The 14989-nt window shown below is 48.2% G+C and carries 11 protein-coding genes; 10 read left to right on the forward strand and 1 reads right to left on the reverse strand.

What is annotated here, in order from left to right:
- Window positions 1-51: 51 nt before the first annotated feature.
- Window positions 52-3639, forward strand: coding sequence for a DNA-directed RNA polymerase subunit beta' (gene rpoC, locus BM265_RS01990; RefSeq protein ID WP_074959799.1), 3588 nt, complete (start codon window positions 52-54; stop codon window positions 3637-3639).
- 69 nt (window positions 3640-3708) lie between these two features.
- On the opposite strand, the gene BM265_RS01995 is transcribed toward rpoC, so the two are convergent.
- Window positions 3709-4698 carry a serine hydrolase domain-containing protein gene (locus BM265_RS01995; protein ID WP_074959800.1) on the reverse strand — a complete coding sequence of 330 codons (990 nt, stop codon included), beginning with the start codon at window positions 4696-4698 and terminating at the stop codon, window positions 3709-3711.
- 152 nt (window positions 4699-4850) lie between these two features.
- Here BM265_RS01995 and BM265_RS02000 point away from each other — a divergent pair, with 152 nt between their 5' ends.
- The 9 genes from BM265_RS02000 (at window position 4851) to BM265_RS02040 (ending at window position 14817) form a co-directional block, all read left to right on the forward strand.
- Window positions 4851-5354 carry an RNA polymerase sigma factor gene (locus tag BM265_RS02000; RefSeq protein WP_177219522.1) on the forward strand — a complete coding sequence of 168 codons (504 nt, stop codon included), beginning with the start codon at window positions 4851-4853 and terminating at the stop codon, window positions 5352-5354.
- The gene (locus BM265_RS02005) at window positions 5329-7038 is read left to right on the forward strand and encodes a hypothetical protein (protein WP_074959801.1); all 1710 of its coding nucleotides are present in this window, start codon (window positions 5329-5331) and stop codon (window positions 7036-7038) included. The genes BM265_RS02000 and BM265_RS02005 overlap by 26 nt, the downstream gene beginning before the upstream one ends.
- Window positions 7039-7440: 402 nt before the next feature.
- Window positions 7441-7866, forward strand: a complete 426-nt coding sequence (gene rpsL, locus BM265_RS02010) for a 30S ribosomal protein S12 (RefSeq protein ID WP_002852924.1) — start codon at window positions 7441-7443, stop codon at window positions 7864-7866.
- Between the two features lie 215 nt (window positions 7867-8081).
- Window positions 8082-8552: a 30S ribosomal protein S7 gene (rpsG, locus tag BM265_RS02015; RefSeq protein ID WP_002853108.1), complete on the forward strand. Its 471-nt coding sequence runs from the start codon at window positions 8082-8084 to the stop codon at window positions 8550-8552.
- Between the two features lie 21 nt (window positions 8553-8573).
- Window positions 8574-10652, forward strand: a complete 2079-nt coding sequence (gene fusA, locus BM265_RS02020) for an elongation factor G (protein ID WP_074959802.1) — start codon at window positions 8574-8576, stop codon at window positions 10650-10652.
- 147 nt (window positions 10653-10799) lie between these two features.
- The gene (gene tuf / locus BM265_RS02025; RefSeq protein WP_074959803.1) at window positions 10800-11999 is read left to right on the forward strand and encodes an elongation factor Tu; all 1200 of its coding nucleotides are present in this window, start codon (window positions 10800-10802) and stop codon (window positions 11997-11999) included.
- 206 nt (window positions 12000-12205) lie between these two features.
- Window positions 12206-13354: a flagellin lysine-N-methylase gene (gene fliB, locus BM265_RS02030; protein ID WP_074959804.1), complete on the forward strand. Its 1149-nt coding sequence runs from the start codon at window positions 12206-12208 to the stop codon at window positions 13352-13354.
- Window positions 13351-13590: a hypothetical protein gene (locus BM265_RS02035; protein WP_074959805.1), complete on the forward strand. Its 240-nt coding sequence runs from the start codon at window positions 13351-13353 to the stop codon at window positions 13588-13590. The genes fliB and BM265_RS02035 overlap by 4 nt, the downstream gene beginning before the upstream one ends.
- Before the next feature lie 126 nt (window positions 13591-13716).
- Complete coding sequence (locus BM265_RS02040) at window positions 13717-14817, forward strand: lipid II:glycine glycyltransferase FemX (RefSeq protein ID WP_074959806.1); 1101 nt, start codon at window positions 13717-13719, stop codon at window positions 14815-14817.
- Window positions 14818-14989 lie beyond the last annotated feature (172 nt).

The following is a 14989-nucleotide window of genomic DNA, read 5'->3' on the forward strand; positions in this document are numbered from 1 at the left end:
GGTGTCTCTTGGTCCGGTTTCAACTTCTAAATAAAGGAAGGGGTATCGCTGTTGGATTTTAATGTATTTGAATCAATAAAGATCGGACTGGCATCTCCCGAAAAGATCAGAGAATGGTCTTACGGTGAGGTAACAAGACCCGAAACCATAAACTACCGTACACAGAAACCCGAAAAGGACGGTCTTTTCTGCGAAAGGATATTCGGACCACACAAGGACTGGGAGTGTCACTGCGGTAAGTATAAGAAGATACGCTTCAAAGGCAAGATATGCGAGCGCTGCGGCGTTGAGGTAACAAGGGCTAAGGTAAGACGTGAGAGAATGGGTCACATCGAGCTGGCTGCACCTGTATCCCATATCTGGTACTTCAAGGGCACACCCTCCCGTATCGGACAGATGCTGGAGATCTCTCAGAAGAGACTTGAAGAAGTGCTCTATTTCACAAAGTATGTAGTTATCGACCCCGGCAACACCGATCTTGAAAAGGGCAAGCTGCTTACCGAGCAGGAGTATAACGATCTGCTGGTAAAGTATGACGAGAGCGATTTCAAGGCAGGCATGGGTGCTGAGGCTATCAAGCAGCTGCTGGAGGAGATCGACCTCGATAAGCTTTCCGAAGAACTGAAGGAGGAGCTGAAAGAGCTGCCCGCAGGTCAGAAGAAGATCAAGCTGCTGAAGAGACTTGAGATCGTTGAGGCATTCAGGGTATCAGGCAACAGACCTGAGTGGATGATACTGGACGTTGTTCCCGTTATCCCCCCCGATATCAGACCTATGGTTATGCTGGACGGCGGCAGATATGCTACCTCCGACCTGAACGACCTCTACAGAAGAGTTATAAACAGAAACAACCGTCTCAAGAGAATGCTGGAACTCGAAGCTCCCGATATCATCGTGAGAAACGAGAAGAGAATGCTCCAGGAGGCTGTTGACGCGCTGATAGACAACGGCAGACACGGCAGACCTGTTACAGGTCCGAACAACAGGGCATTCAAGTCCCTTTCGGATATGCTTAAAGGTAAGCAGGGACGTTTCCGTCAGAACCTGCTGGGTAAGCGTGTTGACTACTCGGGACGTTCCGTTATCGTCGTAGGCCCTGAGCTGAAGATGTATCAGTGCGGTCTGCCTAAGGAGATGGCACTGGAACTGTTCAAGCCCTTCGTAATGAAGAGACTGGTTGACACAAATCCTCAGATAAATATAAAGAGCGCAAGAAAAGCAGTCGAGAGAGCACGCCCCGAGGTTTGGGATGCTCTGGAGAACGTAATTCAGGGTCACCCTGTAATGCTGAACCGTGCGCCTACACTGCACAGACTGGGTATCCAGGCATTCGAGCCTATACTCGTTGAGGGCAGAGCTATCAAGCTGCACCCTCTGGTATGTACAGCGTTCAACGCCGACTTCGATGGCGACCAGATGGCTGTGCATCTGCCTATATCCGTTGAGGCACAGGCTGAGGCTAGATTCCTCATGCTGGCTGCCAACAACCTGCTGAAACCTTCCGACGGACGTCCTGTGGCTGTTCCTTCTCAGGATATGCTGCTGGGTTCCTACTACCTGACTCTCCAGAAGACAGGCGAGCCCGGTGAGGGCAAGGTGTTCAGAGATGTCAACGAGGCTATCATGGCTTATGATAACCACGATGTAACTCTCCACGCTGCCATCAAGGTAAGGATCACCCGTCAGATAGGCGAAAAGACCGTATCCAAGATCATCGATGCCACCGTCGGCAGACTTATCTTCAACTCCATCATTCCTCAGAATCTTGGCTATGTTGACAGAACAAGCTCCGAGAAGCAGTTCGACCTGGAAGTTAACTTCCTGGTTAAGAAGAAGCAGCTGGGCGACATCATCGACAGATGTATACAGAGACACGGTACTACAACTACTTCCGAGGTTCTTGATAACATCAAGGCACTGGGCTATAAGTACTCCACCAAGTCTGCCATCACCGTTGCGGTATGCGACGCTGATATCCCCGCTTCCAAGAAGGATATCCTCGCAGAAGCTGACGCTCTGGTTGAAAAGGTAGACAAGCAGTACAAGAGAGGTTATATCTCCAGAGAAGAGAAGTCCAAGAAGTTCATCGAAATCTGGAACGCAGCTACCGATAAGGTAACAGACGCACTGAAAGCAAGCTACGACACCGAGCACAATCCTATCCATATGATGGCGGACTCCGGTGCCCGTGGTTCGATAAACCAGATCAGACAGCTGGCAGGTATGCGTGGACTGATCGCAAATACATCAGGTTCTACCATCGAGATGCCTATCAGGGCTAACTATCGTGAGGGTCTGAACATACTGGAATACTTCATCTCCTCCCGAGGCGCTCGTAAGGGTCTGGCTGATACCGCTTTGCGTACCGCTGACTCGGGTTACCTGACAAGACGTCTTGTTGACGTTTCTCAGGACGTTATCATCAGACACAAGGATTGCGGTACTACTATCGGTATCGAGATATTCGATATCAAGAACGGCAACGAAATGATCGAGCCTCTCAGCGAGAGACTTGTGGGCAGATACCTTGTTGAATCCCTCAAGGATCCCAAGACAGGCGAGCTGATCTGCTCCAAGGATAAGCTGATAAGCGAGCATGACGCTTCCAAGATCGTTGCTGCACTGGAAGAAGAGGGCAAGACCTCTATCCAGATCAGATCGGTACTGCAGTGTAAGGCAAGAAACGGCGTCTGCGCTAAGTGCTACGGTGCAAACCTGGCTAACGGCAGCGTTGTTCAGGTCGGTGAAGCTGTCGGCGTTATCTCCGCACAGTCCATCGGTGAGCCCGGTACACAGCTGACCATGAGAACATTCCATACCGGTGGTATCGCATCGGCAGAAGATATCACACAGGGTCTTCCCCGTGTCGAGGAACTGTTCGAGTCCAGAAAGCCCAAGGGTGCAGCTATCATCTCCAAGATCGGCGGCGTAGTTCGCATCGAGGAAATCAAGAAGACCAAGCAGATCACCGTAACCGAGGATATCATTCCCAACGGACGCATCGAGCCCGCATTCGAGACTTATCCTATACCTTACGGCTATAAGATCAGAGTAAGAGACGGTCAGACCGTTATACCCGGTGAGCCTCTCACCGAGGGTTCCATCAACCCTGCTGATATACTGGCTGTTAACGGCGAAAAGGCTGTACAGAACTACATCATCACCGAAGTTCAGAAGGTTTACCGTCTGCAGGGTGTTGATATCAACGATAAGCATATCGAAGTTATCGTTCGCCAGATGATGAGAAAAGTCAAGATCGACGATCCAGGTTCAAGCTACAGACTCCCCGGCGAGCTGGTTGACAAGTACGAAGTTGACAGGATAAACGAAGAGATACAGCAGCAGATCGATGCTGGCGACGAGAGCGCAAGACTCATCACAACTCTGCCTGTTCTCCAGGGTATCACCAAGGCTTCAAGCTACTCCGACAGCTTCCTGTCCGCAGCGTCCTTCCAGGAGACCACAAAGGCTCTTACAGACGCAGCTATCAGGGGCAAGACCGATAAGCTCCAGGGTCTTAAGGAGAACGTTATCATCGGTAAGCTCATACCCGCAGGTACAGGTATGGACGTTTACAACAAGGTTGAGATCGTCAAGAACGAAAGCAGCGCACACACTGCGCCTGAGTCGTTCATCTGATAGGTACTCGGCTAAACTGTATAAAAAGTGCAGCTCTTTGATGAAAACTCAAAGAGCTGCTTTTGTATATCAGTCTGTCATGGGGATGATATTTTTCTCGATAAATTCAAGTCTGTCGAAGATACGCGGCTTGAAAGTTCCCGTCACACCGACGGAGATATTCTTATCCCTGTTTACATATATCATGTTTCCGCCGTCACCGATAGCGGCGCAGACACCGTCGCCTTTGCGGGGAGTATACCATAGATATCCATAGTACATATTGCCGAAGGTCTTGGGGAGCTTCTGCATTGGGGAAGTTATCTCGTTTATGCGGGCTTCAGATATAATACGCTTTCCCTCGTATTCACCGCCGCTTAGCACCATCTGACCTATCCCGGCCATATCCCGAGCGGAGAGGGTAAGACCCCAGCCCGCGGTTACAGTGCCCTGAGGGTCGGTGTACCACTCGTGTTTTCTGGGTGCTTTGTTCATCAGATAATCGAACTGGTCTTCCTTTGAACTGTCACCGTGAGAACTTATCTCCTGTATTCCAAGGGGCTTGAAAAGGTATTTGTTGGCGAATTCAAGGCAGGTCATTCCCGAGGCTTTTTCGATGACCCCCGAAAGTATCTGTATACCGAGGGTGGCGTATTTGAACTCGCCTGTGATGCCCGAACGTCCGCCAAGCAGGTCGAGGGCGGCTTTCGTCCAGTCATCCGAGGTGCAGATTTTCGTCCACGGTTCGCTCCTGTATTTGTAAGGCGCAGTCATGGTCAGCAGATGTTTCAGCGTAACATCATAAATGGTCTTTTCGCAGCGCTTGACAGTGTAATCGGGGAAGAGATCCAGAACTTTGCAGTCAGCTCCCGAGATAAAGCCATTGTCTTCGGCGATGCCTTCAAGAAGTGCCATAATGCCCTTGGTCACGGACATAACGTGCATTGCATCGTCTTCTTTAAAGCCGCTTCGGCAGAAACTTAAAGCAGGTTCGCCGTCTTTAAATGCGTATATCTGGCAGATGTTGCTTTCGTTTCCTCTGCCGTTTTCGATTAGTTCACGAAGTCCCTTGTCGTTCATACTTAACCTCCTATAGTCAAATATTTTTATCGGTAATAAAGAGTATATCAAAAACAATTTTTAATGTCAATCCAATGAAAAAATTTTTTCTATCCCGTGCAACATTTTGGGGAGCAGCGGCGTTTTATTATACAGAGAGGGAGGTGAGGCGCGTGGCTGATATCCTTAGCGATTATGAAGAGTTGTTAAAGGAGTACAGCGACATGGTCACGAGGCTGTGTGTTTTGCACACGGGGGACATGACCGATGCGGAGGACGTATACCAGAACGTATTCTTCAAGCTGTACAAGGAACTGAAAAAAGGTGTTATCCCGAACCCGAAAGCATGGCTTTTGAGGGTGACGGTGAATGAGTGCAGGAGCTTGTGGCGGTATCGCCTGCGCAGGAACACCCTTAGTCTGGAGGATGTGAGCGACATACCTGTTCAGCCTGCCGACAGTGAGATATGGCAGCTGGTGATGGAACTTCCGCCGAAGTACCGCGATGTGATATACCTTTATTATTATGAGGAGCTTACAGCTGATGAGATAGCAGAGGTCACGAAGACAAGACCTTCCACTGTGCGCTCACAGCTGAAACGAGGCAGAGAAAAGCTGAAAGGTCAGCTTGAACAGGGAGGGAGCGGACGTTATGAAACAGATGAGATTTTTGGATAATGTCAGGACACCCGAGGACTGGCAGCGCAGGGCTCTTAAAGCGGCAGAGGCTGATGCCATGAAGCCGAAGCTGAAAAAATGGCAGTCGGCGGGGATAGTTGCGGTGACGGCGGCAGCAGTTATCGGTATGGCGGTAATGCCGATGATCTACGGTTACAGTAACAGCGATGTACAGATTAAACACACATCATCTGACAGTGCACCTGCAAAAAGCCGGGCATTATTGCCGCCTGAGGAAGAGTATGATGAGAACCCTGAAAAATGGGCAGAATATATCAAAGATGCCAAGGCTGAGATGAACGAGATGTACGGTTATACAGAAACTGTGAATGTGCTGGACTGCGTGAAGCCTGAAGATGATGGAACGATCTTTCTTGCGTGCGCGCGAGAGTCCTACCAGTTCGGAAATCATGTGTTCTGCACACAGCTTATGGCGGATGGCGATGCACTCTCGGGAAGCAAGGAACTTCCGAAGTTCGGCGATAAAATGGTGCTGGGCTTCGATGAACTTCTGGGCGAGGAATGCCTTGATGTGAATTTCACCATGGAATTAAACGGCAGGAAATATTTAGGAGTACAGCCTAAGGGAACACTTTACTGCAAGGGATACGCCGATCTGGGCAGATGGACAGATGGATTTTTTGGAGATATACTTCGCACGGCACAGGCTGCTGCAAGGGTAACAGACGATACATTCGACGATACCGTTAAGTATCTGGTGAGGGGCACCTATAAAAATATCAATCAGGTAAAGCCCGAGGTCGAGTGCAGTATCTCATATGACAAAAGAGATACAGAGATCAAAGGCGAGATGATGGCGACACTGTTTGATGAAGCCTACGTCCGCGGCGGCGCAACATCACAGCTTTATGTGCTGAAAATTGAAAAGACCGACGGCGGATACCTGTGGGCAGGCTCATATTTCGACCGCATAGAAAAGACATGTTCGATCGGTATAGGCGGAAGACAGTACACCCTCAAAACAAAGTGTGATACCGATATCGAGATACTGAATGTCAGGGCAGTGGCGGACAGCACCAAAGCAAATACGGCGTATCTGCTGATAAACGTCATCGATACCGAAAGAACGGGAAATATCAGGGGCGACCTCAAATTTGAAGTTGTGCCGACCGAGGAAAAGGGATCAGATATCAATGTCATTGAAAACACGGTCATTCAAATGACAGCTGCTGAAAACGGTGATTATGACTTTACCGTTGAACCCTTCGGTGATGTTGTAGTTAGAAAGTTCGACGATAACGGAAATAAAAGAACGCAGTTCCTGTATACCTTTGAACTTACAGCATCAAAAAATGCAGACTTTGATGAGATAAAAAATATCATGATCAAAGAGGACTCGCAAAAGCATGAGATATCGTCATTTGTGATAAACAGTAATGATGAGTATGTCATTAGATGTGAGGATGACCGCGTTAAGGAACTATATATTGCTCGCGACGAGGAATACAGCGGCGGAAAGCTTCTGCTTATGTATGGAGTGGAGTTCGATGAAACAGTCTCAGAGCCACCCGACGGAATAACATTCAGCTTTGGCAAAAAGAACGGTGATGATATAGTTTGGGCGGGCAAAGCGGAGTTCGGCGGAGCGGAGACACAAAAAAATACAGGTTCGGAAGTTATCAGTATCGAGCGAAGAAATGTTGACTATGATTTTGAACCATAGTGATGATAGCGGGGAAAAAAGGTTTAAACTGCCAAGGAGACAAAGGGTGCCGCAATATTAAAGTTATGAGCGTGGACAATACAAACGTCCACGCTCTTTCTGTTTGCTGAAATATATTGCCGAGCCCGAAATAAACGGAGGAACGAGGAGCGAAAAACCACGAACTGCCGATCACAGCAAATATCAGACTATCCCGACAAACTCCGGATCGGGAGAGAACAGCATTTCAGAAACACCGCGGCTTATCACTTCTATATGAGTGCAGACCGTGCAGGACAGCATGATTTGTGTGAAGTGTAAAAAATATTTTAAACTGCTTGACATATCGGGAAAAGTAATGTATAATAGTCGAGTACGCTGACAATAGGGTCAGTGTAACTATTTGATGAAAGGAGAGAAACCATGCCAACCTTTAACCAGTTAGTAAGAAAGGGCAGAAACGTACTTGCAGACAAGTCTACAGCTCCTGCACTTCAGAAGGGCTTCAATGCCAAGAAGAAGAGAGTAATCGATCAGAGCTGTCCTCAGAAGAGAGGCGTATGCACAGTTGTTAGAACAGCTACTCCTAAGAAGCCTAACTCCGCAATGAGAAAGGTAGCCAGAGTAAAGCTGACCAACGGCTACGAGGTAACTGCATACATTCCCGGCATCGGTCATAACCTTCAGGAGCACTCTGTTGTTCTTATCAGAGGCGGAAGAGTTAAGGACCTCCCCGGTGTAAGATACCACATCATCCGCGGTACTCTTGATGCACAGGGCGTTGCTAAGAGAATGCAGGCTAGATCCAAGTACGGCGCTAAGAAGCCTAAGGCAGGCGCTGCTAAGTAAGCTTAATATAAGCTTGCAGAAACTACGGGAATTATCCCGCTCAAAATTTATGGAACAACTCATTGCCGCGTAAAAGCGGAGACCACAGTTTTTGTGGAGTGATTGATATATATATCGGTAACTCTGCATGGAACTGACGGGGCTGTGACGGGTCGAAAGGTCTGGTCACAGAGCGAGTACCTATGAATTCATTATTTGTGAAGGAGGGAATTAAAGTGCCAAGAAGAGGTAGAGTTACCAAGAGAGACGTACTCCAGGATCCTGTATACAACAGCAAGCTGGTTACACGTCTGGTAAACAACATCATGCTCGACGGTAAGAAGGGTGTTGCCCAGAAGATCGTTTACGGAGCATTCGAGATCGTAGAGGAAAAGACAGGCCGTCCTGCTCTCGAAGTTTTCGAGGAGGCTATGAACAATATCATGCCTGAGCTGGAGGTAAAGGCTCGCCGTGTCGGCGGTGCTACCTATCAGGTCCCCATGGAGGTTAGACCTGACAGACGTCAGACACTCGGTCTGAGATGGATCACTAAGTATTCTCGTGAAAGACACGAGGATACCATGAAGGAAAAGCTCGCAGCTGAGATCCTCGACGCTCTTAACGGTGTTGGCGGTTCATGCAAGAAGCGTGACGACACACACAAGATGGCTGAAGCTAACAAGGCTTTCGCTCATTACAGATGGTAAGAGTATAGAGGAGGATATATCATGGCTAGAGAAACTAAGCTCCAGGATTACCGCAATATCGGTATCATGGCACACATCGACGCCGGTAAGACAACTACTACTGAGCGTATCCTGTTCTATACCGGTGTTAACTATAAGATCGGTGAAACACACGACGGTGCATCTACAATGGACTGGATGGCACAGGAGAAGGAGAGAGGTATCACTATCACCTCTGCTGCTACTACTTGCTACTGGAAGGGTCACAGACTCAACATTATAGATACTCCCGGCCACGTTGACTTCACCGTTGAAGTTGAAAGATCTCTGAGAGTTCTCGACGGCTCCGTTACCGTTCTTTGTGCAAAGGGCGGCGTTGAGCCCCAGACTGAGACTGTTTGGAGACAGGCTGACAACTATAAGGTACCTCGTATGGTATACGTCAACAAGATGGATATCATGGGTGCTGACTTCTATAACGTACTGAATATGCTCCACGAGAGACTTCAGTGCAACGCCGTTCCGATCCAGCTGCCTATCGGCGCTGAGGAAGATTTCAGAGGTATCATCGACCTGCTTGAAATGAAGGCTTATATCTATTACGATGATCTGGGCAAGGATATCAGATGCGAGGACATCCCCGCAGATATGCTCGAAAAGGCAGAGCAGTACAGAGCTGACATGATCGAGCACCTTGCTGAGGTAGATGATGACCTCGCAGAGAAGTTCTTCGCTGATGAGGAGATCACTATCGATGAGATGAAGAAGGTAATCAGACGTTCTACCATCGACAACACTATGGTTCCTGTTACTTGCGGTACTTCCTACAAGAACAAGGGCGTTCAGAAGCTGCTCGATGCTATCGTTGATTATATGCCTTCTCCTATCGACGTTCCTCACATCAAGGGTGTTAACCCTGATACAGGTGAGGAGTGCGAAAGAATTTCCGGCGATGATCAGCCTTTCGCTGCTCTCGCATTCAAGATCGCTACTGACCCCTTCGTTGGTAAGCTGGCATACTTCAGAGTATACTCCGGCGTACTGAGCGCAGGTTCTACCGTTTACAACTCCACTAAGGACAAGGACGAGAGAATCGGACGTATCGTTCAGATGCACTCCAACGACAGAAAGGATATCGATACCATCTACGCTGGTGATATCGGTGCAGCTATCGGTCTGAAGAATACTACAACAGGTGATACTCTCTGCGACGAGAAGAACCCTGTTATTCTGGAATCCATGGAATTCCCTGAGCCTGTTATCCAGCTGGCTATTGAGCCTAAGACTAAGGCAGGTCAGGAGAAGATGGGTATCGCGCTGGCTAAGCTGGCAGAAGAAGACCCCACATTCAGAACTTATACTTCTGAAGAGACAGGTCAGACCATTATCGCAGGTATGGGTGAGCTCCACCTGGAGATCATCGTTGACAGACTGCTGAGAGAGTTCAAGGTAGAGGCTAACGTAGGTGCTCCTCAGGTATCCTATAAGGAGACCATCACTAAGGAAGCTAACGTTGACTACAAGTACGCTAAGCAGTCCGGTGGTAAGGGTCAGTACGGTCACGTTAAGATCAATGTATTCCCCAACGAGAGCGGTGCAGGCTACGAGTTCGTAAACAAGGTAGTCGGCGGTTCTATCCCCAAGGAGTACATCCCTGCTGTTGACGCAGGTATCAAGGGCGCTATGGAGAGCGGCGTACTCGCTGGCTTCCAGGTTGTTGACTGCAAGGTTGAGCTGTATGACGGTTCTTACCACGAAGTTGACTCCTCTGAAATGGCGTTCAAGATCGCAGGTTCTATGGCATTCAAGGAGGCTATGAAGAAGGCTTCCCCTATAATCCTGGAGCCTATCATGAAGGTATCCGTAATAGCTCCCGATGATTATCTGGGTACTGTTATCGGCGACCTGAACTCCAGACGTGGTCAGATCCTCGGTCAGGAGCAGAGAACAGGTGCTGTTCAGGTTGACGCTCTTGTTCCTCTGTCTGAGATGTTCGGTTACTCCAACGACCTGAGATCCAAGACTCAGGGCCGTGGTCAGTATGCTATGGAACCCCACAGCTATACTCAGGTACCGAAGTCCATCGCTGACAAGATCATGACTTCCAGAGCTAAAGACTAATTTTTAGCAAAAATATTTTGCAAAACCCTTGCAAAATGGTTAATTATTTGGTATAATAATACTACGGTATGTCAGATAGGCGTTCAGTATACCTGAACGCTGCGTCTGAACGAAGTATAAAATTTTATTTTAAGGAGGAAAATTCCTATGGCAAAGGCACATTTTGAAAGAACCAAGCCCCACGTTAACATTGGTACCATCGGTCACGTTGACCACGGTAAGACTACCCTGACAGCTGCTATCACCAAGACACTGGCTATGAAGGGTCAGGCTAAGTTTGAGGCTTATGACATGATCGATAAGGCTCCCGAGGAGAGAGAGAGAGGTATTACAATCAATACCGCTCACGTTGAGTATGAGACTGATAAGAGACACTATGCTCACGTTGACTGCCCCGGCCACGCTGACTACGTTAAGAACATGATCACAGGTGCTGCTCAGATGGACGGCGCTATCCTGGTTTGTGCTGCTTCTGATGGCCCTATGGCTCAGACAAGAGAGCACATCCTGCTGGCTCGTCAGGTTGGCGTTCCTGCAATCGTTGTATTCATGAACAAGGCTGACCAGGTTGACGATCCTGAGCTGCTCGAACTCGTTGAGATGGATATCAGAGATCTGCTGAGTTCTTATGATTTCCCTGGCGATGATACTCCTATCATCGTTGGTTCTGCTCTGGCTGCTCTTGAAGCTCCCGATGACCTGAGCAATCCTGCTTATGAGCCTATCATCAAGCTGATGGACGCTGTTGACGAGTACATTCCTACTCCTGAGAGAGACGACGCTAAGCCTTTCCTGATGCCTGTTGAGGATACTATGACCATCTCCGGCCGTGGTACCGTTGTTACAGGTAGAGTTGAGAGAGGTGTTCTGAACACTGGTGAGACCGTTGAGATCGTTGGTCTGTCTGATGAGAAGCAGTCCACAGTTGTAACCGGTATCGAGATGTTCAGAAAGACTCTGGATTCCGCTATGGCTGGTGATAACATCGGCGCTCTGCTCCGTGGTATCACAAGAGATCAGGTTGAAAGAGGTCAGGTTCTTTGTAAGCCCGGCTCCATTCACCCCCACACTAAGTTCAGCGGTCAGGTTTACGTTCTGAAGAAGGAAGAGGGCGGCCGTCATACTCCTTTCTTCAACAACTATAGACCTCAGTTCTATTTCAGAACAACTGACGTTACCGGTATCATCTCTCTGCCTGCTGACAAGGAGATGTGCATGCCCGGCGATAACGTAACTATGGATGTTGAGCTGATCACTCCTATCGCTATCGAGGAAGGTCTGCGTTTCGCTATCCGTGAGGGTGGTAGAACCGTAGGTTCCGGCGTTGTTACTGCTATCAACGAATAATTTTAGCTTAACAAGCTTTAATAAAGACCGAGTCTTATGACTCGGTCTTTTTTGTCTTGTAATACTTGGTTTTTTATGCTATAATAATACCATAATCTTCCGTATCCCGCTGTCTTCTGCCATAAAAACATCATATGTGAAAATATATTTTCGCGATACGCGGACGGAGCGGGGACATTTACATTCAGCGTAGAGGACGTGATTATATGACAGTTTTACAGCCTGACTATTTTTTCGCTTTCAGGTGTACCTGTACCGATTGCAGGGACAACTGCTGCAAGATGGGCTGGGACATTGAGATAGATGAAAATACACTTTCGTACTACCGCGAGCATGGCGGAGAGCTTTGTGAGCGGCTTTGCGGGAACATATACGAAGAAGATGGCTCGCATTATATGTCGCAGGAGGGCGGATGTCCGTTCCTTACCGACGACGGGCTCTGCGGGGTACAGCAGGAGCTTGGTGTGGAGCATATCTCGGAGATATGCCGCGAGCACCCGCGTTTTTATGAATGGTTCGGTGACTATAAGGAAGCAGGGCTGGGGCTTTGCTGTGAGGAAGTCAGCAGGCTGGTGCTGACCCATGAGCGCCCTGTGCTTTTCACGGAAAAGCAGACGGACGAAGAACCCGATGACCTTGAATTCGACAGTGAGATATTCGCAGCGGTGAAGAGTATCCGTGAAAAGCTAATAGATATCGCACAGGACAGGGGATTCACCATACTGCAAAGGCTGGCGGTGCTGTGCTACTGCGCTGAGGATATCAGCGAAGCTTTGCAGGATGAAGACTGCGAACAGTTGAAAAAGATATCGGGTATGCTGGCGATAGACGGCTTCCGCATGGAGATAGTCATTCAGGCGGAAAAAGATATACTTTCAGGGGATGTCAGGGCTCTTGGCAGACAGGGGCTGGACAGGCTTTTCTCGCTGTTTTCGCAAATGGAGTACATGGGTGATCTGGGTGAGAGATTCGCGCTGACGGAAGATATCCGTGATAAGATGCTTGCGGCAGAAAAGGCTTTCAACAAGAGCTACGCGCCCTATCAGCATGAGCTTGAAAATATACTGGTATATTTTTTGCACAGATATTTCATCAAATGCACCAGGGACTACGCCGCTGAGGAAAGACTTTTCTCGGCAGTTTACATGACTCTTGCGGCGAGAGGGCTGTTCCTGCAGGAGTACGCAGAAAACGGCGCTCTTCCAGACCTTGACAGGCGGATACTCCTGGTGAAGGAGCTTTCAAAGGAAGTCGAGTACGACAGTGACAACATGGATATCATCTATGACGAGATACAGCAGTGCGCCGACACCCGCGATATGCTGTGCGGGCTCTGCTTTCAGGGGGATATATGAGCATAATCAGGAAAAAGGTCACGAAAAAAATACCTGCCGGCTGTGAGGATCTTGAGATAAAGGTTCAGACCTCTACCTGCACCGGTGAAAAGACCATAGGCTTTTATGACAGAAAAAGCGGCGAGCTGAAATACAAAGAGCTTGTACGCGGCAAAGAGGATATCGATGCTTTTTACGAGAGCTACGGTCTTGTGCCGCCTGCGGATAAATACGGCGAAAATACCCATAATAGATAGTAATGATACTTTACCTGACAGGCGGTTTTGTCTATAAATACTATTGAATTTTGGGGCGCGGTATTGTATAATAGATAGGTTAGGATATGTCACAATATAGGATTTTTTGCTTTGGAGAGGTAAAAGATGGAAATTATAGATAAGAAAAACAAACAGCTTCTGAAAGAGTATGAAGATTTCGCGAAAAACAGCGAATACGGCAACTTCATGCAGTCGCTGAGATGGCCTAAGGTAAAGGATAACTGGGGCTGGGACGCGGTAATATCCCGCGGCAAGGACGGCAAGATAAGGGGTACTTGTCTTGTTATAATCAAGAATATACCCATATTCCCCACAACATTCCTGTATGCGCCCCACGGTCCTGTCTGCGACTGGAGCGATAAGGAAGTCATGACTGACCTGTTTGAGGGTGTAAAGGCTCTGGCTAAGAAATACCGCGCATATCAGTTCATGTGGGATCCGCCCTTTGAGGAAAAGGAGAGGGATCGTTCAAAGCTGATAACCGATATGGGATTCTCACATATCGATGATGCCCCCGAGCTGACTACCATACAGGCGAGAAATAACTATATGCTCTGCGGAATAAAGGGCAAAACAGCCGATGAGATGATGCAGTCATTCAAGGCTGACTGGCGCAACCGTATACGCAAGGCTCCCAGAAAGGGCGTTTACTGCGAGATATGCGGCACCGAAGCGCTGGACGATTTCTATCCTATGATGGAAGCTACAGGTATCCGTGACGGTTTCTCTATAAGAGGCAAGGATTACTTTGTAAAGTTCATTGAGGGTCTGGGCAAGGAACACTGCCACCTGTTTATGTGCTATGTTGATGAAGACGGCAAGAAGATACCCCTTTCGGGTGCGGTTACTACACAGTACGCTGGCAAGACCTGCTATGTATACGGTGCATCTGCTAACCATCACAGAAATCTGTATCCCAACTATCTGATGCAGTGGACTATGATAAACTGGGCATTGGAAGGCAACTGCGATATCTACGACTTCATGGGCATACCTTTCTACAAGGACGAAACTAACCCCAACTACGGTGTTTACAAGTTCAAGAAGGGCTTTAACGGCGAAGTAATCACCTATGCGGGTGAGTACTTCTACACATTCAGACCCATAATGAAGAAGATAGTAGATTTTGCCGAGAAGGTATACATGGATATGCACGAGCGCAAGAGACAGAAGCTTCTGAAAAACAGAAATACCGATATGCAGTAATAACCGATAACATAAAGACAGTCATTCGTTTGAATGGCTGTCTTTTTTTGTTTTGCACGAAGGACAGATGCAGTAAACCGCGCAGATACAAATTTATCGCTTTAATGTCAAAAATGCATGAAATATGAATAAAGCAAAGCTGCTTGATGTCGGCTATCTGAACTGTGCCGCT

This window comes from Hominimerdicola alba (assembly GCF_900112155.1).
Lineage (GTDB): Bacteria > Bacillota > Clostridia > Oscillospirales > Ruminococcaceae > Hominimerdicola > Hominimerdicola alba_D.